The following is a 17,071-nucleotide window of genomic DNA, read 5'->3' on the forward strand; positions in this document are numbered from 1 at the left end:
GGTATCCGCTTATGCTTGTGGATAGCCACAGTGTAACGGATGCCTTTTATGAGCCACAGCGCTTGCTTTAGCTATTGTCTGGGTGATCGCTTCGATCTGGATGTTTTATCGCCAAAATTGGCCACCATCGGCCAGGTTCAGCGGCTGCGCGATGCCTTCTTGGTGAAAATGCGCCAAGGCGAGTGCGTGGTATTCCACTACGGGGTACTGGTCTGTTGGGGTATCGAAGAAGACAACGCCCTGGCCATTTGTAAAGAGCTGGGCCCGGCGGTAGAAGGGCCCATCCGTGCCACCCGCGACGAGATCAGCTTTGCCGGCAACCCCCAGCTTGACCGCCTGACCATCAAGCATGACCACTTCCAGTTTCCCGAAGACGACCCGCTCCATAAATTGGCGGTCAGCCACGCCCTGGCGCAGTCGGTGAAACTGGAGGCCTTTGAAGAGCAGGTTGCCGCCACCATCAAAGAAACTTCGCCCATCCCGGAAACCCTGGCCAGCAAGGGCAAGATCCGCCTGCCCCGGCGCAAGCTGGCGGTGCTGCGCGGGCGGCTGTATCTCGCCAAAAGCCAGGTCAACCTGCACTTTGATTTGCTGGATAAGCCCGATTTCTTCTGGGACCACCCGGAGCTGGACCCTTATTACAACCTGACCCGCGCCAACCAGGAGCTGGACAGCCGCCTGGAGATCCTCAACAAACGCCTGGAAGTGATTGGCGAGCTGCTGGAGATCCTCGCCGATGAGGAGCACCACAAGCATTCGAGCTTCCTAGAGTGGATTGTCATTTGGCTTATCAGCAGCGAGATCCTCATCTTTATCTTCCACGACTACCTTGGCTGGATTTGATGCGCTATCTTGTGCGCCCCTTTCTGGAGCCCCGGCCATGTTAGACACTCAGTGGCAACCCCAATGTACCCTTGACGCCCTCAAGCGCCGGGCCCGGCTGTTCGCCGATATCCGCGCCTTCTTTGCCGCCCGCGACGTCTTGGAAGTGGACACACCGATCTTGTCCCAAGGCAGTATCTCCGACCCCCACATCGAGGTGATGACCACCACCTACACCGGCCCCTTGGCACCCAAGGGCCAGACCCTTTACCTGCAAACCTCGCCGGAATTTGCCATGAAGCGGCTGCTGGCCGCAGGCGCGGGCTCCATTTATCAGTTGGGTAAGGTGTTTCGTAACGAAGAAGCCGGCAGCCGCCACAACAGCGAGTTCTGCATGCTCGAATGGTATCGGTTGGGGATGGACCACCACCAGTTGATGGCTGAGATTGCCGAGCTGCTGGTGGCGGTGGCCGGCATCGACGCCGGCAGCATTGAAAAGGTCAGCTACCTGGCAGCCTTTGAACGTACCTTGGGCATCAACCCCCACACCGCCAGCCTGGAAGTGCTGCAACAGCTGGCCCAGCAGCACGCCCATTACGGCGAGGCCGAGACCGACCGCGACACCCTGCTGAACCTCCTGGTGAGCTTTGTTATCGAGCCCAGCCTCGGCCAGCAGGGCCCGAGCTTTTTATATGACTACCCCGCCAGCCAGGCAGCATTGGCCCGCACCGCAACCGACCATGAAGGCCATCAGGTTGCCTGCCGCTTCGAGCTTTTTATCAAGGGGGTAGAGCTGGCCAACGGCTATTTCGAGCTGACCGATGCCGCCGAGCAGCGCCGGCGCTTGCTGGCCGATGGAGAAACGCGCCGCCAGTTGGGGCGGCCCTATAATAATCCCGACTTGCGCCTGGCCGATGCCCTGGCCGCCGGGATGCCGGAATGCGCCGGGGTGGCGCTGGGGGTAGACCGGCTACTGATGGTGATTTTGGGCGCCAGCAACATCAGCCAGGTGATGCCCTTTACCCTGGCCAGGGCCTGAGGCGGCCCCGCTCAGGCGGGGCTTCGCAAACTGGTGATGTGGCGGTTCACTTCCGCCACTACCCGCAACTTTTCGGTGCTGGGGCGCCCCGGCGGCAACATTCGGCCACGCTGAAACCGAAAAGCGCCCACACCCTTGATCCAGATAACCCCTTCAAAAAAGGCAGCGACATGTTTGGCAACTTGCTTGACATGGTATTGGGGAAACCTACGCACAACCTGCTCCTCCCAGGAAAGACGGCCAAAGCCTAACGGCCCTAGATGACAGTGTTATGGACCGCGTCAAACCGGCCCGGTTCAGCGCGTTTTTGGTAAATGTGGCCTTGGTCAGTTTTCAGTTATCCAAGGCCCTGGCCCGCTGGCGCAGATCCTCTGGCAGGGTTTTCTTTGGCTCCACCCCCAATTCCAGCAGCATTTCGGTTTGCCGCACCAGGTTGCCCTTGCCGGCCGACAGCTTGCCAATGGCTTCGCCATAGCGCTTTTGGGTGTTGTCGAGGGCGGCGCCAACCCTTTCTAAGTCTTCGACAAAGCCGACAAATTTCTCGTACAAGGCAGCGGCGCGGCCAGCTATTTCTTGGGCGTTGCGCGACTGCTGCTCGTAGCTCCACACCCTTTTGATGGTGCGCAGCACCACCAGCAGATTGGTGGGGCTGACCATCAGGATGTTTTTTTGCAGCGCCTCGGTAAAGAGGCTTTGGTCAGCCTCCATGGCGGCAAAAAAGGCGCTCTCAATGGGGATAAACATCAACACGTAATCCAGGGCGTTAACGCCGCTGAGCCGCTCGTAATCCTTGCCGCCAAGGCTGCGGATATGCTGGCGAAGGGCCTGCACATGGGTGCGCAGGGCCGCTTCTTTTTCCAGCTCGTCTTCGGCGCTGAAATAACGCTCATAGGCCACCAGCGACACCTTGGAGTCGATGATGATGTCTTTGTCGTCGGGCAGGTGCACCACCACATCGGGGATAAAGCGCTCGCCCGCTTCGTCTTTGAGGGCCACCTGCACATCAAATTCGTGGCCCTTGCGCAGCCCCGACTCTTCCAGCACCCGGTTCAGCACCATCTCGCCCCAGTTGCCCTGGAGTTTTTTGTCCCCTTTGAGGGCGCGGGTGAGGTTGCTGGCCTCCTCGCTCATCTGCCGGTTCAGCTCCTTGAGGGCCTTAAGCTCGTTCATCAGCCCCTGGCGCTGCAGGCGCTCGTTGTCATAAACGGTGTCGACCTTCTTGTGAAAGTCCCCCAGTTGTTGGCGAAGGGGCGCCAGCAGGTTTTGCAGGCTGTCGTTGTTTTGCTTGGAAAAGGCCTCGGCCTTTTGCTCGAAAATGCGCTGGGCCAGGTTCTGAAATTGCTCGGACAAGCGCTGCTCGGCGTTTTGTAAGGTGGCGAGCTTCTCCTGGGCCGCCTTTTGCTGCTCTTCGAGCCGGGCCTGCAATTCGGCGCGGTGCTGCTGGCTGCGGGCCAGCTCCAGGCGGGTTTCTTCAAGGGTGTCGAGCTGGGCGTCGCGCTCGGCCTGCAAGGCCTCAAGCCGCTCAGACTGGGCCTCATAACGACTTTGCAGGCTGCCAAGGGCCAGGTTGCCGGCATGGAGGGCGCGCCGGCTTTGCCAAAAAGCCAGGGCCAGCAGCAGCGCCAAAGCCCCCAGGGTCAGGGTGGCAGCCAGCCATTGGGTCTCGGTCATGGGTCAATCCTGCTTGTGATAATGAAGTTGCACCAGGCCGCTATCGAAGGTCTTGATACCGGCCAGCTGCCATTGCTGCTGGCGGCCGGTGGGTAAAAAGAGCGGTATGCCCTCCCCCAACGTCACCGGGATCAGCGACAGGATAACCTCGTCCACCAAGCCGGCGTCCAGGAATCCTTTGAGGGTCTGGCCGCCGCCCACCAGCCACAACTGACGGTGCTGGCCCTCAAGGCCTTGCAGCAGCTCAGCGGCGCTACCGGTAAAGGGGCTCACCGGACCGCCTTGTAGATTGTCGGTGCTGGTCAGCACGTAAACCGGTTTGCCTTCATAGGGCCAGGCGCCAAGCGTCAGCACCTCTTCATAGGTGTTTCGCCCCATGATAAGGCCGTCGACACCGGCGACAAAGGCGCTGTAGCCGTAGTCTTCGCCGGGGGTTTCCACCTGGGCCAGCCACTCCAGCTGGCCCTTGGGGCCGGCAATGTAACCATCGAGGCTGATGGCGATATACAGGGTCACGACAGGGCGGGTAGACATCTTTGCTATGCTCCGTGCATCAATGGCTAAGTTGATGTTTTATTTATAGGTTTTTCTGGCTGCCGCCCCACAAAGCGCGGTTTTGCGGCCATAGTGCACCTAGGCTTACCCCGGGCGGCCATAGCGGCTTTGGGCCAATCACCAGCCGCCTTTTTACATGAATAGGCGCGACTTGCCAGAGCACTCCTTCGAAGCCAGCCAGATGACCAGGGGGCTGAACAGGCTGCGCCCACCGCTTGCCTTAGGCAAAATAGTTGCGTTAACTCATTACCTTACCCTAAAGGACAGGAGCAAAAATGGGGATCGTTACCTGGATCATTCTCGGCCTGGTGGCCGGCATTCTGGCCAAGTGGATCATGCCCGGCCGCGACGGTGGTGGCTGCGTAATAACGGTGCTGCTGGGTGTGGCCGGCGCCTTTGTGGGCGGCTGGGTAGGCACCTTTTTGGGCTTTGGCCCGGCAACCGGTTTTAACCTCGGCAGCATCTTCACCGCCGTGGTAGGCGCCCTGGTACTGCTGGCCATTTATCGCGGCATCAAACGCTAAGCCCCAACAAAGGCGGCAACAACTCAATAACAGAACTTCTCTTGCGCCAGCGCAAAAAACGGCCAGTACAAAGTAAGGACAATGGCGGCACCCAAAGAGGAGGTACTGCCCATGAAAAACTGGCTTCAACGGTTGAAACTCGATTACTTTGAAACCCTGACCCTGCTGTCCATGAGCTTTGTGCTGCTGGTGGTGGCGGTGCTGGAGGCCTCGGTTGCTGCCTGGCTGCCTTTGGCAGTGATTTTTGCCATCAGCGCTTGCTGGTTCGGCTACCAGCACCTATTGCGCCGCGGCCGAGCTCATTGACGACAAGGCATCATCCAGCGGCTACAATGGTCGGCGACTTTCAAGAGCCGTGCCCATGGAAAAACAATTAGAGCAACTGACGCCCCTGGCCCAACGGGCCTTTGCCGCCGCCCTGGCCCAACGGATGATGCCCAATTTCATCCTGTTCGCCGAGCTCACCGAGCAATCGGAAGCCGGCCACGCCCTGCAATCCGCCCTGGATACGGTCTGGGAAAAACTGCTGACCCCCAAAGCCAAAATCAACTTTGAAAAGCAGCAGCTCAAGCTCGAAGAGCTTGAACCACAGCCCGACGACCATGATTTTTTCGGCGTTTACCCGGCGCTGGACACCTACATGGCGGTGCTGGCGGTACTGGCAGCGATGCAGGACAAAGACGAACAGCCGGCGCTGGATGTCAGCCGCCTGTCCCGTGGCTCGGTGCAGTTCTATTTGAATATCCAGGCCGAGACCACCCTCGACTACAGCCAGTTGGACCAAGAGCCGCTGTGGCTTGAAGAGCGCGATTTTCAGGATCAACTGCTGGCGCTGCTGACCGATGACCCCGACGAGGACAGCTTCCGCCAGGCCCGGCAACTGGGCCGTAACGACGGCATCTCCAACCTCGGCATCGCCCTGGAAGAGTAAAAGAGGTTCAAGCCGCTCCGGCGGCTTACCTTTGTCCCGCCCCGCCCTTAAAAATTTTCTATGTCGCTTTAACCACAGTCTGCGCAGATAGGGACGCAATTTCGGCGGCTTTCATTTACCATCTTGGTCAGCCCCCAGCCTTGCAGACCCTGAATTACATGGACTTTTTCGCCGCCGCCGTCACCCTCTTTCTGATCATGGACCCCCTTGGCAACATGCCGGTGTTTATCTCCATCCTCAAACACCTGCCCCCCAAGCGCCGCCGCATCATCTTGATCCGCGAGTTGTGCCTGGCCCTTATCATCATGCTGGTGTTCCTGTTCGGTGGCGACACGGTGCTGCATTTCATGGGGCTCAAGCAGGAATCGGTGTCCATTGCCGGCGGTATCATCCTGTTTCTTATCGCTATCAAGATGATCTTCCCAAGCCCAGGCGGCCTGACCGGCCTTGCCGTGGGTGAAGAACCCTTCCTGGTGCCCATGGCGATACCACTGATGGCTGGCCCCTCCATCCTGGCGTCACTGATCTTGATGTCCAACCAGGTTCCCAACCAGTTGGGGCTGTTGACCCTGGCCCTGGTCGGCGCCTGGGCGGTCAACGCCGCGATACTGCTGTGCTCGGAAGTGCTGATGAAAGTGCTGGGTGAACGTGGCCTCACCGCCATGGAACGGCTGATGGGCATGATTCTGGTGATGATTTCAGTGCAGATGCTGCTCGATGGCATAGCCCACTATCTGGACAACCCGATAGCGGGCTAACGGGCTTACTTACCCAGTAAGTCCTTCTTCATGGCAGCCATGGCAATACTGCCAAACACAAAGAGGTTGAACCTGGCCTTGCCATCGAGGGTGATGGCTTTGCTGACCAGGGCCACCAGCACGGCGTGTAGCACGGTAACTACCGCCAGCACGATGTAAAACAAGGTGTTAAGGGGCGCTTCGAAGGGGTGAACCAGGTTGATAAAACACACCGCCCAGACCACCAGCATCATCAGCTTTTTAACCATCAGCATTATTCAGTTACCTCTCGTTGAAACAGTTTGGCCTGCACTTGGCCGGCATTGAGTTCGCGGTGCAGCCGCCAGTTCGATGGCCAGGTGAAATCGAGCCCTTTCTCCACTTCCACATAGACCCAGGCGCCATCACTTAACCAGCCACCGGATTCCAGCAGGGACAGGGTCGGGGCAGCCAGTTGCTTACCAAAGGGTGGGTCGATAAACACCAGGTCGGCCGGCTCGGCCGGGGTATTGGCCAGCCAGTCCAGCACATCGGCCTGCACCACATGCCCGGCTTTGGCATCCAGGCGCGCCAGGTTGTCGACCAGTTGGCGGGCAGCATTTTTATCTATTTCCACCAGCACCAGGCTGGCGGCGTGCCGGGACAGGGCCTCGAAACCGAGGGCGCCGGCGCCGGCAAAACAGTCCAGCACCTTGGCGCCTTGGGTCTGGCCTTGCAGCCAGTTAAAGAGGGTTTCTTTGACCCTGTCGGTGGTGGGCCTGAGCCCTTCAAGATCCTGCACCGGTAGCTTGCGTCCCCGGTAAAGGCCGGAAATGATGCGAATTTGTCCGCTATTGCCTTTGACTGCCATGGCGGTTCTTTGCCCTCCGGGTTAGACTAACGCCTTTAAAAATCCCGCTATTCTAGCCGCCAGACTGCAGATTGCCATGAGCAAAAAGAAAGGTTTCCTGTCTTGGATGGGCTTTGGCCGTAACAAAGCCGAAGTCGTCGAGGATGAAAACAAGACCCCCGAAACACCCGTATCCTCCCCCGAGGAACTGCCCGAGGCCGAACTGGCCAGCGCCGAAACCCTGACCCTTGAGGTGGAATCCGCCCTGCCTGAGCAGCCGATGCCAGAGCCTGAAGCCGAAGCCGAAGCCGAAGCCGAAGCCGAAGCCGAAGCCGAAGCCGAAGCCGAAGCCGAAGCCGAAGCCGAAGCCGAAGCCGAAGCCGAAGCCGAAGCCGAAGCCGAAGCCGAAGCCGAAGCCGAAGCCGAAGCCGAAGCCGAAGCCGAAGCCGAAGCCGAAGCCGAAGCCGAAGCCGAAGCCGAAGCCGAAGCCGAACAGGATGCTGCGCTGGCTGTTGAAGAAATCAAGGCCGATTTGGCTACCCAGGCCGCCGTTGTCCATGCCGGCCGGGAAAAACCGGGCTTTTTTGCCCGTCTGCGCCAGGGCCTCAAACGGACCCGCGAAAATATCGGCGCCGGCTTCCTGGCCATCTTCCGTGGCAAGAAAATCGACGACGAGCTGTTTGAAGAGCTGGAAACCCAGCTGCTGATGGCCGACGTGGGTGTCGAAACCACCGGCCGCCTTATCGAGCGGCTGACCCGCCAGGCCAACCTTGGCCAGCTAAAGGACGGCGAAGCCCTCTATGAGCTGCTCAAGCAGGAAATGCAGGCATTGCTGGAGCCGGTCTCCAAACCGCTGGTGCTGGAGCACAAACCCCATGTCATTTTGATGGTGGGCGTGAACGGGGTCGGTAAAACCACCACCATCGGCAAACTGGCCCGCCAGTTCAAAGACCAGGGCAAGTCAGTGATGCTGGCCGCTGGCGACACCTTCCGCGCCGCTGCTGTCGAGCAGCTGCAGGTATGGGGTGAGCGCAACAATATCCCGGTGATCGCCCAGCATACCGGCGCCGATTCAGCCTCTGTGGTGTTTGACGCCTTGCAGGCCGCCCAGGCTCGCGGCGCCGATGTGTTGATTGCCGATACCGCCGGGCGCCTGCAAAACAAAGCGCACCTGATGGAAGAGCTCAAGAAAATCGTCCGGGTAATGAAAAAACTGGACCCGGAGGCGCCTCACGAAGTGATGCTGACCCTGGATGCCGGCACCGGCCAGAACGCCCTTAGCCAAGCCAAGCTGTTTAGCGAAGCGGTGGGCCTGACCGGCATCAGCCTTACCAAGCTGGACGGCACCGCCAAAGGCGGGGTTATCTTTGCCATCGCCGACAAATTTGGTATTCCTATCCGTTACATAGGTGTGGGTGAAGGCATCGAAGACCTGCGTACGTTCAACGCCAAGGACTTCGTGGACGCCCTCTTCGGAACAGAGGAAAAATGATCCGCTTCGAGCAGGTTTCAAAGGCCTACGCGGGCGGCGCCCAGGCGCTGCAAAACGTGAATTTCCACCTGGCAAAGGGGGAGATGGCCTTTTTGACCGGCCATTCGGGCGCAGGGAAAAGTACCCTGCTCCGTCTTATTACCCTGCAAGAAAGGCCATCGGCCGGCCGGGTCAGTATCAACGGCCACGACATCAGCCGCCTTAAATCGTCCCAGATCCCTTATGTGCGCCGCGATATCGGCATCATTTTTCAGGATCACCGACTGCTGATGGACAAAACCGTGTTCGAAAACGTCGCCTTGCCGCTGATCGTGGTGGGGTTCAGCGCCGGGGAAGTGCGTAAAAGGGTGCAAACGGCCCTGGGCTGGGTGGGCCTGGCCGACAAAGCCAACTGTTTCCCCATCCAGCTTTCCGGCGGGGAGCAGCAGCGGGTCGGTATTGCCCGCGCCGTGGTCAACAAGCCGCCGCTGCTGCTGGCGGACGAACCCACCGGTAACCTGGACCCGAAGCTGTCCATGGATATTCTGCGCCTCTTTGAAGACCTCAACAGCCTGGGCATTTCAGTGCTGGTGGCCACCCATGACCTGGGCCTTATCGCCCGGATGCGCCACCACACCTTTACCCTTAAAAACGGCCGCATGCTGGGCGACTCCCTTGGAGGCAGCGCATGAGCCTGCTGTTTGAAAACCGCACCGCCGCGGCCAGCGCTGCCCGGCCCGGCTTTTTAAGCCGCCTGGCCATGTATTTTGTGCGCCATGCCCAGCAGGCCACCGGCAGCCTCGGCGAGCTTTGGCGCACGCCGCTGGCCAGCCTGCTTACCATCGCGGTACTGGGCTTTTCCCTGACCCTGCCCGGCACCTTTTATGTGTTGCTGAAAAACATCGAGTCGGTGTCCAGCCAGTTCCAGAAGGCCTCCGAAATCACCTTGCTGCTCAAGGACTCGGTGAGCACCGATGACGCCGCCAAGGCCGCTACCCGCATCGGCCTGTACCCGGAAGTGGCCAAAGCCAAGCTCATTACCCGCGACGAAGCCCTGACCGAATTTCGCGCCAAAAGCGGCTTTGGCGAAGCCCTCGATTATCTGGACAGCAACCCGCTGCCCAATGTCATCGTGGTGGAGCCCACCGAGCGTAACTCCAGCCCCCAGGCCGCCAAGGCGCTGCTGGACAAGCTGCGGGGCGAGCGGGAAGTGGAGCAAGGCCGGCTCGACCTCGATTGGCTCAAACGCCTCGACGCCCTGGTGTCCATGGCCCGCGACGGGGTGTCTTTGGTGGCGCTGCTGCTGTTGGTGACCATGGTGCTGGTGGTGGGCAACACCATCCGGCTGATGATTGAGCACCGGCGCGACAGCATCAACGTGATGAAAATGGTGGGCGCCACCGACGCCTTTGTGCGCCGCCCCTTCCTTTATACCGGCCTGTGGTACGGCCTGGCGGCAGGCTGCTTGTCGCTGCTGCTGGTGACTTTGGGGGTCCTGTGGCTGGAACAGAGTGTTGCCCGGGTGGTGGACCTTTACGGCTCTCAGTTCCGTCTCAACGGCCTGGACGGCAGCGAAATGCTGGCGGTCTTGGGGTTGTCGGTGCTGCTGGGGCTCAGCGGCGCCTATCTGGCGGTCTGGCGACACCTCAAAGCCATGGAACCGGCTTGATCCCGACGAAACTTTTTCTTAGAGTGGGACTCTTAGATGTGGTTTTTTGTGATCCATATCGATTTTTTCTGAGGGAGTGAGATGACTGACCATCTGCAATCCATGGCCTTAACCGTTCCTGCCAGTGGCAGCCTTGAGGCTTATGTCCACTCGGTGAACAGCATGCCAATGCTGAGCGCCGAGGAAGAGCGTGCCCTGGCAACCCGCCTCCAGGAAGAAGGTGACCTGCAGGCGGCTAAACAGTTGATCATGTCCCATCTGCGCTTTGTGGTGCATGTGGCCCGCAGCTATTCCGGCTACGGCCTGCCCCAGGCAGACCTTATCCAGGAAGGCAACATCGGCCTGATGAAAGCGGTTAAACGCTTCGACCCGGGTGTCGGTGTGCGCCTGGTGTCTTTTGCCGTGCACTGGATCAAAGCGGAGATCCACGAATACGTTCTGAAAAACTGGCGTATCGTCAAAATCGCCACCACCAAGGCCCAACGCAAGCTGTTCTTCAACCTGCGTTCCAAGAAGAAACGCCTGGGTTGGTTCAGCCATGACGAAGTGCAGATGGTGGCCCAAGAGCTGGGTGTCAGCGCCGCCGAAGTGCGCGAGATGGAAGCGAGAATGAGCTCCCCCGACCAAGCCTTTGACTTGGCCAACGACGATGACGACGACAGCTACGCCCCGGTGCATTACCTGGAAGACAACGCCTCGGACGTTGCCCAGGCGGTGGAAGAAGAGCAGTGGGAAGCCGCTTCCCATGCCCGCCTTGGCCATGCCCTGAGCGCCCTGGACGATCGCAGCCGCGATATCCTGCAGCGCCGCTGGCTCACCGACGACAAAGCCACCCTGCAAGAACTGGCCGACCAATATCAGGTGTCTGCCGAGCGGGTACGGCAGCTTGAGAAGAACGCCCTGGCCAAACTCAAGGGCGCGATGCTCAACTAAAAAAGCCGGCGGAAGCCGGCTTTTTTAATGGGGTTTTACAGGGCGATGCGCCACTGGTTGTCGTCCACGGCGGCAAAGCCCTGGGCCAGCAGGAAGTCCCCCACCATGGCTCGGTTCTCTACCGGGTAGTCGCTGGCCAGCGCCCTGACTTCAGTCAGCCCCAGCTCACGGGCCCTTTCCAGGGCTTTTTGCAGCAGGTATTTACCCACACCGCGGCGGCGGGTCTCGCTGCGCACCCCTAAGTTGACGATACGGTCGCCGTCCAGGCGCAGCGCGGCGATATGGCGGTCGTTGAAGGTAGCGATAAACCAGAAAGGGGCCTGAAGATCGGCCGGCAGGTGGCCGTAGAGCTTACCCAGGTCGATTTCCATCTGCGCCGAAACCGGCGGATTGTCATGGATAGTCAAACGCATTGTGAAGGTCCTTAACCTCTGTTTGGCGTGATTTTACCAGAAGTCGCCACCCTGACCTTGGGCATCAGCGCCGAAACCGGTACCAAGTCTGCGCCATGGAGATCCGTTAGGGCCTGGCGCAGAAAGGCCAGGGTGGTGGCATGGGGGTGGGCAATAACTACCACTTGGCCGTCCCGTTTGGCCAGCCGCAGCGCCCGCTGCCACTGGTGTTGCAGATCCCGGGCGCTGTTATCCAGAAAAACGTTGCGGGCCACCGCCGGCACACCGGCTGCTTCGGCAGCGGCCAGGGCCTGGGATTTGGCGGTGGTCCGGGAATCGACAAAATACAGATGCCGGCCGGCCAGCAGCGCCATCAACCAATCCATGCGCTGGCGATCTTCGGTAAGCATCGAGCCCATATGGTTGTTGACCCCCTTAGCCTCGGGCACCGCCTTGAGAGCGCTGTCGAGAATGGTGGCCATCTGCTGCTCGTCTTGTTGTACGGTCAGGGTGCCCGCTTCCAGCGGCTGTCTTGTAGACAGCGGCTCCATGGGCAAATGCAACATCACCGGCTGGCGCGCCCGGGCGGCCAGGGCCGCGCCATAAGGGGTGTGGGGCAGTACGCTCAAGGTAACGGCGTCCGGCAGCATCAACGCCTGGCTGTCGTGCTTGTTGTAACCGATGTCATCGACAATCACGGCGATCTTGGGCTGGGCCAGGGCCAGCAAGGGCAACAGCCCAAACAGCAGGGCGATAAGGCGCACGGTGTTCCTTGTTGTTATTTGAGGTGGTTATTGTCGAGGTAGCTGGTAGCTTCCCACAGCAAGGCATCGTCTGCCCAGTTTCCTTCCACCGTGGTTTCGGCCTTGCGGGTCAGGGGGTAGTGGCTTTTCAACAAGGACCGGGCCTTGGCGTCGGCCAGTATGGTGCCGGCCTTGATGTCCGGGGTAATGCCCTTGCCCTGAATGGACACGCCGCTGGGCGTGAGGTACTTGGCGGTAGTGATTTTCAAGGCCCGCTCGCCGTCGCCCAGAGGAATAAGGCTTTGCACGCTGCCCTTACCGAAGCTCTGCACCCCCAGTACCTTGGCCCGGCCATTGTCTTTAAGAGCGCCGGCCAAAATCTCCGCCGCCGAAGCTGAGTCTTTGTCCAGCAGCACCAGCAAGGGCAGTGTCTCAAACGGGTCACCGGGCTTGGCCTCGAAGGACTGGTTGGCGTAACTGGCGCGGCCATGGGTACTGACGATGGTGCCTTTGCTCAGGAAAAGGTCTGCCACGTCCACCGCCGCCGGGAACACCCCGCCGGGGTTACCCCTCATGTCGATGATCACGCTCTGAGGCCGGGCCGATTTGATGGCCTGGCTCACCTCAAGGGGCGTTGAATACTGGAACTGGCTGATCCTCAGCCACAGCCGGTGGTGGTCCAGGGGGTAGCTGGTCACCGAGTCTACCTGCACGTCGGCCGGAGCAATGGCAAACCGCAGCTGGTGGCTGTTGCGGCTAACCAGCAGCTTGACCTTGTCTTGTGGGGCGCCGCGCAGCTCGTGGGCCAGGGCTTTAAGGGATTTCCCCTCCACATCCTGGCCGTTGATGGCCAGCACCCTGTCACCGGCCTTGATACCGGCCTTGGCCGCCGGCGAGTCCTTGATGGGCGAGGTCACTATTAGGTGCTTTTGGGCGTCAAAATCCACTTCCAGGCCCAGGCCCGAGTAATGGCCGTCGGCCATTTCCTGTAGCTCGCGGATATCGTCGCCTTCAAGGTATTTGGAGTAGTCGTCGAGGGAGGAGACCAGCCCTTTGAGGGCGGTGTCGGCCAGGCGGTCTTCATCCACCGGGTCGACATAATATTGGCTGATCTGAGCCAGGGTCTCGCTAAAGAGGCGGTTGGGGTTAAGAGGCCCTTGTCCCATCTGCCCGGCCAAGGCGAGACCTGCTGCCGTCAACAGGCTGCCGGTAACCATACCGCCCAGCCAAGACATCTTGGACATGCAAACCTCCTTGGATTAACGACACCATTTGGCGGGGTCTTGGGCCTTGCCCTGGTGGCGTATCTCGAAGTATAGCCCCGGGTCACTCTGGCCCCCGGAGCGGCCCACCAGGGCGATTTGCTCGCCTTGGGCCACTTCGTCACCCACCCCTTTGAGCAGCGCCTGGTTCTGGCCGTAAAGGCTCATGTAACCGTCGCCATGCTGCACCACCATCAGCAAACCATAACCGCGCACCCAGTTGGCGTAAACCACCACGCCACCGGCCACAGCCCGGACCTTGCTGCCTTCACCGGCATTGATGATAACGCCGCGCCATTCAACCCCAGCCGCCCTTTGGCTACCGAACAGCTTTTGTACCTTGCCGTCCACCGGCCAGGAGAGCTTGCCCTGCTGCCCCTTGAGGGTCTGCTTGCCGGCCGCCATCCGCGCTTTGCGCTCGGCCTCACGGATGGCGTCGTTCAGCGCCTTGCGGTCGGCCACCATTTGCTCCAGCTCGCCGGACTGGCTTTGAATTTGGCCGCTGAGCTGCTTGATGGTGCCCTGGCGCTGGTCTTTTTGCTCGCTAAGGCTGGCCTGGCGGGCCTCGGCCTGGGCTTTAAGGTCGGCCAGCCGGGCCAGGGCTTGGTCCAGCTGGGCCTGGGTGGCTTCCAGCTCGGTGCGGGTGTCTTTGAGGGATTCCAGCTCGTCCATACGCACGCCGTTAAAGCGCTGGTAGTAGGCCATCATCCGCTCCAGATCCGACAACGACTGGAGGTTGAGCATCATCTTGAGGTAATCGTCCTGGCCGGCGGCGTAGGCAGCCCTAAGCTGCTTCACCAGCAGCGCCTGCTGCTGGCGCGACTTTTCCCTGAGCGCGTCCAATTGCCCGGCCAAGGCCTGGCGTTTGTGGTTTTGCTCGGCCTGCTGGTCGTTGATGCGCGAGAGCTGGGCGCTGAGATTGCCGATTTCGGTGTCGATTTTCTTGAGGGCGTTTTGCAGGTTGGTGCGCTGCGCCTTTTGCTGCTCCAGCAATTGGCGGGTCTTGGCAATTTCCTTGTCCACCGCCTTGAGTTTGTTCTGGTCGTTGTCAGCCGCTAAACAGCCAAAGGCGGCCACCTGGGCCGCCATGATCAGCAGGGCAATAGCCGCTTTGATCATTCAACAATAAACAGTGGTTTGCCGGTCATCTCGGCGGGCACGTCCATCCCCATCAGGGTCAGCATGGTCGGCGCGATATCCGACAGCACCCCGCCCTCAACCGCCCGTGCCTTGCGGCCAAAATAAATCAGCGGCACCGGATCGGAGGTGTGGGCAGTGTGGGGCTGGCCGGAGGCCGGGTCCGCCATTTGCTCGGCGTTGCCGTGGTCGGCAGTGATAAGGCACTCGCCGCCGACTTTTTCCAGCGCCGTAACCACCCGGCCAATGCAGTGGTCTACCGCTTCACAGGCTTTGACGGCGGCCTCAAAGATACCGGTGTGGCCAACCATATCGCCGTTGGGGTAGTTGCAGATGATGACGTCAAAATCGCCGGACTCGATGGCGCCCACCAGTTTGTCGGTGAGCTCAGTGGAGTTCATCTCAGGCTGCAGATCGTAGGTAGCCACCTTGGGCGAAGGAATGAGGATGCGCTCTTCGCCGGGGAAGGTCTGCTCGACACCGCCATTAAAGAAGAAGGTGACGTGGGCGTATTTCTCGGTCTCAGAGATGCGCAGCTGGGTTTTGTCGTGCTTGGCCAGCCATTCCCCCAGGGTATTGCTAAGCGATTCTGGCGGATAGGCGCAGCTGGCGGGGATGTCGGCCGCGTATTGGGTCAGCATCACAAAGTCGCCCAGGGCCGGGCGCTCTTGGCGGGCAAAACCGGTGAAATCGTCCTCAACAAAGGCGCGGGTGATCTCCCGGGCCCGGTCGGCGCGGAAATTCATAAAGATAAGGGCGTCGCCGTCTTCAATGGCCACCGGGGCGCCGATGTGGGTCGCTTTGACAAACTCGTCGGTCTCGCCGCGCTGGTAGGCCTGCTCGAGGCCGGCAACGGCGTCGTCTACGGTGAAGGCCCCTTCGCCCCTGGCAATAAGGTTATAGGCGGCTTCAACGCGGTCCCAGCGGTTGTCACGGTCCATGGCAAAGTAGCGGCCCACCAGGCTGACCAGCCGGCCCTTGCCCAGCTCGGCAAATTTGGCGTTCACCGCTTCAATGGAGGCTTTGGCGCTTTTGGGCGGGGTATCGCGGCCGTCGAGGAAGGCGTGCAGGTAGACCTTGTCGGCCCCTTGTTTTACTGCCAGTTCCATCATCGCCAGGAGGTGGTCTTCATGGCTGTGTACGCCGCCCGGCGACAGCAGGCCCATGATATGCACCGCTTTGCCCTGGCTGACGGCTTTATCCACGGCGCCGCACAAAGCCGGGTTGGTAAAGAAGGTGCCTTCGCCAATTTCTTTGCCGATGCGGGTGAGCTCTTGGTAGACCACGCGGCCAGCACCCAGGTTGACATGGCCCACCTCGGAGTTGCCCATCTGCCCGGCCGGCAGGCCCACATCCAGGCCGGAGCCGGAGATCAGCGAATGGGGCCGCTCAGCCCACAGCGCGTCAAGGTTGGGGGTTCTGGCAGCCAGAACGGCGTTGTTTTCCGCCTCTTCCCGGTAGCCCCAGCCGTCCATGATGATCAGTACCAGCGGTTTCTTAGCCATGACATCACCCACATAAAGATTCATCTATCAAACCTCGGTAGTTTAAACACAAAGGCCGGTCACAAACCAGCAGGGGGGACTGGCTTTGAAAGGGCACACAGGTATACTCAAGGCCCTCGAAATTCGTGGTAGGCATCGATGAACGCGTCAGAACTGACAACCTTTTTATCCCATCACCCTTATCTCAGCGCCGCCTGGGTTGTGCTGCTGGTGCTGCTGATAGCGGCGCTGGTCCAGGGCATGTTCTCCAGCATCAAGCGGGTCAAGCCTCAACAGGCGGTATTCCTGATGAACCAGGAAGGCAGTGTGGTGGTGGATATCCGCCCGGCAGCGGACTTTAAAAAAGGGCATATCGCCAATGCCCTGAGCCTTTCCAAGGATGAATTGTTAAAAGGTGAAACAACTCGCCTTGAAAAGCACAAAGACGCCCCCATTATCCTGGTATGCGACGCGGGCCATAACGCTCAGCAAGTTGCTAAAACGCTCAGCAAAGCCGGCTTTAAGTCCCTTTATGTGCTCAGCGGTGGTCTCCAGGGCTGGCGCGACGCCGGAATGCCCGTCAAAGGTTAAGGAGTTATGACATGGCGGATATCGTTATTTACACCAAAACCGGATGCCCCTACTGTGTACGGGCCAAGGCTCTGCTGAGTGAAAAACAGCAAGCGTTCGAAGAAATCTGCAATGACAACGCGGCCGAGCGCCGCGAGAAGATGCTGGAACTGACCGGTGGCCAAAGTTACACCGTGCCCCAGATTTTCATTAATGGCCAACTCATCGGCGGTTGTTCCGACCTCGAAGCCCTCGAGGCCCAAGGTAAACTCGACGCCCTGCTGAGCGCCTAAGCAGACACC

Annotated in this window: 22 protein-coding genes; 12 read left to right on the top strand and 10 right to left on the bottom strand. The window is 60.0% G+C overall.

The window, feature by feature from the left end; genetic code table 11:
* Positions 1-48 precede the first annotated feature (48 nt).
* Entirely contained in the window at positions 49-843 is a 795-nt protein-coding gene (locus EDC28_RS13885; RefSeq protein WP_170164132.1) for an RMD1 family protein, read from the top strand.
* A gap of 37 nt (positions 844-880) precedes the next feature.
* Entirely contained in the window at positions 881-1,861 is a 981-nt protein-coding gene (gene epmA / locus EDC28_RS13890; RefSeq protein WP_123422009.1) for an EF-P lysine aminoacylase EpmA, read from the top strand.
* An 11-nt stretch (positions 1,862-1,872) separates the two neighbouring features.
* Here epmA and EDC28_RS13895 read toward each other — a convergent pair whose 3' ends face one another.
* The 3 genes from EDC28_RS13895 to EDC28_RS13905 form a co-directional block, all read right to left on the bottom strand.
* Entirely contained in the window at positions 1,873-2,076 is a 204-nt protein-coding gene (locus tag EDC28_RS13895) for a DUF1107 family protein (RefSeq protein WP_050659561.1), read from the bottom strand.
* A 118-nt stretch (positions 2,077-2,194) separates the two neighbouring features.
* Positions 2,195-3,532 (bottom strand): DNA recombination protein RmuC, encoded by a 1,338-nt coding sequence (locus EDC28_RS13900; RefSeq protein ID WP_050659560.1) that lies wholly within the window; start codon positions 3,530-3,532, stop codon positions 2,195-2,197.
* A 3-nt stretch (positions 3,533-3,535) separates the two neighbouring features.
* On the bottom strand, positions 3,536-4,066 hold the full coding sequence (locus EDC28_RS13905; protein WP_123422010.1) for a dihydrofolate reductase family protein: 531 nt from the start codon (positions 4,064-4,066) through the stop codon (positions 3,536-3,538).
* A 296-nt stretch (positions 4,067-4,362) separates the two neighbouring features.
* Between EDC28_RS13905 and EDC28_RS13910 the strand changes: the two genes are divergently transcribed.
* The 4 genes from EDC28_RS13910 to EDC28_RS13925 all read left to right on the top strand — a co-directional run bounded on the left by EDC28_RS13910 (position 4,363) and on the right by EDC28_RS13925 (position 6,300).
* Complete coding sequence (locus EDC28_RS13910; RefSeq protein WP_123422011.1) at positions 4,363-4,611, top strand: GlsB/YeaQ/YmgE family stress response membrane protein; 249 nt, start codon at positions 4,363-4,365, stop codon at positions 4,609-4,611.
* A gap of 111 nt (positions 4,612-4,722) precedes the next feature.
* Entirely contained in the window at positions 4,723-4,917 is a 195-nt protein-coding gene (locus EDC28_RS13915; RefSeq protein WP_148049857.1) for a hypothetical protein, read from the top strand.
* A 55-nt stretch (positions 4,918-4,972) separates the two neighbouring features.
* A complete protein-coding gene (locus tag EDC28_RS13920) occupies positions 4,973-5,542 on the top strand; it encodes a YjaG family protein (protein WP_050659556.1) in 570 nt (189 codons plus the stop codon).
* Positions 5,543-5,700: 158 nt separating this feature from the next.
* Positions 5,701-6,300 (top strand): YhgN family NAAT transporter, encoded by a 600-nt coding sequence (locus tag EDC28_RS13925; RefSeq protein ID WP_123422096.1) that lies wholly within the window; start codon positions 5,701-5,703, stop codon positions 6,298-6,300.
* A gap of 5 nt (positions 6,301-6,305) precedes the next feature.
* On the opposite strand, the gene EDC28_RS13930 is transcribed toward EDC28_RS13925, so the two are convergent.
* A complete protein-coding gene (locus EDC28_RS13930) occupies positions 6,306-6,554 on the bottom strand; it encodes a DUF1145 domain-containing protein (protein WP_050659555.1) in 249 nt (82 codons plus the stop codon).
* Positions 6,554-7,129 carry a 16S rRNA (guanine(966)-N(2))-methyltransferase RsmD gene (gene rsmD / locus EDC28_RS13935; protein ID WP_123422012.1) on the bottom strand — a complete coding sequence of 192 codons (576 nt, stop codon included), beginning with the start codon at positions 7,127-7,129 and terminating at the stop codon, positions 6,554-6,556. The genes EDC28_RS13930 and rsmD overlap by 1 nt, the downstream gene beginning before the upstream one ends.
* A gap of 70 nt (positions 7,130-7,199) precedes the next feature.
* Between rsmD and ftsY the strand changes: the two genes are divergently transcribed.
* From ftsY to rpoH, 4 genes are all read left to right on the top strand, one after another.
* The gene (gene ftsY / locus EDC28_RS13940; protein ID WP_336391545.1) at positions 7,200-8,600 is read left to right on the top strand and encodes a signal recognition particle-docking protein FtsY; all 1,401 of its coding nucleotides are present in this window, start codon (positions 7,200-7,202) and stop codon (positions 8,598-8,600) included.
* Positions 8,597-9,271: a cell division ATP-binding protein FtsE gene (gene ftsE / locus EDC28_RS13945; RefSeq protein WP_123422014.1), complete on the top strand. Its 675-nt coding sequence runs from the start codon at positions 8,597-8,599 to the stop codon at positions 9,269-9,271. The genes ftsY and ftsE overlap by 4 nt, the downstream gene beginning before the upstream one ends.
* Positions 9,268-10,248, top strand: a complete 981-nt coding sequence (gene ftsX, locus EDC28_RS13950) for a permease-like cell division protein FtsX (RefSeq protein ID WP_050659551.1) — start codon at positions 9,268-9,270, stop codon at positions 10,246-10,248. Before ftsE ends, ftsX begins: the two co-directional genes overlap by 4 nt.
* 81 nt (positions 10,249-10,329) lie before the next feature.
* Positions 10,330-11,181, top strand: a complete 852-nt coding sequence (gene rpoH, locus EDC28_RS13955; RefSeq protein ID WP_050659550.1) for an RNA polymerase sigma factor RpoH — start codon at positions 10,330-10,332, stop codon at positions 11,179-11,181.
* Between the two features lie 35 nt (positions 11,182-11,216).
* Here rpoH and EDC28_RS13960 read toward each other — a convergent pair whose 3' ends face one another.
* From EDC28_RS13960 to gpmM, 5 genes are read right to left on the bottom strand one after another with little or no spacing between them, the layout of a single operon-like run.
* Positions 11,217-11,594 carry an acetyl-CoA sensor PanZ family protein gene (locus tag EDC28_RS13960; protein WP_123422015.1) on the bottom strand — a complete coding sequence of 126 codons (378 nt, stop codon included), beginning with the start codon at positions 11,592-11,594 and terminating at the stop codon, positions 11,217-11,219.
* A gap of 11 nt (positions 11,595-11,605) precedes the next feature.
* Positions 11,606-12,337 (bottom strand): divergent polysaccharide deacetylase family protein, encoded by a 732-nt coding sequence (locus tag EDC28_RS13965; protein WP_123422016.1) that lies wholly within the window; start codon positions 12,335-12,337, stop codon positions 11,606-11,608.
* Positions 12,338-12,351: 14 nt separating this feature from the next.
* Positions 12,352-13,560, bottom strand: a complete 1,209-nt coding sequence (locus tag EDC28_RS13970) for a S41 family peptidase (protein ID WP_050659547.1) — start codon at positions 13,558-13,560, stop codon at positions 12,352-12,354.
* A 15-nt stretch (positions 13,561-13,575) separates the two neighbouring features.
* Positions 13,576-14,697 carry a murein hydrolase activator EnvC family protein gene (locus EDC28_RS13975; protein ID WP_123422017.1) on the bottom strand — a complete coding sequence of 374 codons (1,122 nt, stop codon included), beginning with the start codon at positions 14,695-14,697 and terminating at the stop codon, positions 13,576-13,578.
* A complete protein-coding gene (gpmM, locus tag EDC28_RS13980; RefSeq protein WP_123422097.1) occupies positions 14,694-16,220 on the bottom strand; it encodes a 2,3-bisphosphoglycerate-independent phosphoglycerate mutase in 1,527 nt (508 codons plus the stop codon). The genes EDC28_RS13975 and gpmM overlap by 4 nt, the downstream gene beginning before the upstream one ends.
* A 138-nt stretch (positions 16,221-16,358) precedes the next feature.
* On the opposite strand from gpmM, the gene EDC28_RS13985 reads away from it, so the two are divergent.
* Entirely contained in the window at positions 16,359-16,790 is a 432-nt protein-coding gene (locus EDC28_RS13985) for a rhodanese-like domain-containing protein (RefSeq protein WP_050659545.1), read from the top strand.
* Positions 16,791-16,801: 11 nt separating this feature from the next.
* Complete coding sequence (gene grxC, locus EDC28_RS13990; protein WP_050659544.1) at positions 16,802-17,062, top strand: glutaredoxin 3; 261 nt, start codon at positions 16,802-16,804, stop codon at positions 17,060-17,062.
* Positions 17,063-17,071 lie beyond the last annotated feature (9 nt).

The sequence above is a fragment of the Gallaecimonas pentaromativorans genome, from assembly GCF_003751625.1.
In the GTDB taxonomy this organism is placed as follows: domain Bacteria; phylum Pseudomonadota; class Gammaproteobacteria; order Enterobacterales; family Gallaecimonadaceae; genus Gallaecimonas; species Gallaecimonas pentaromativorans.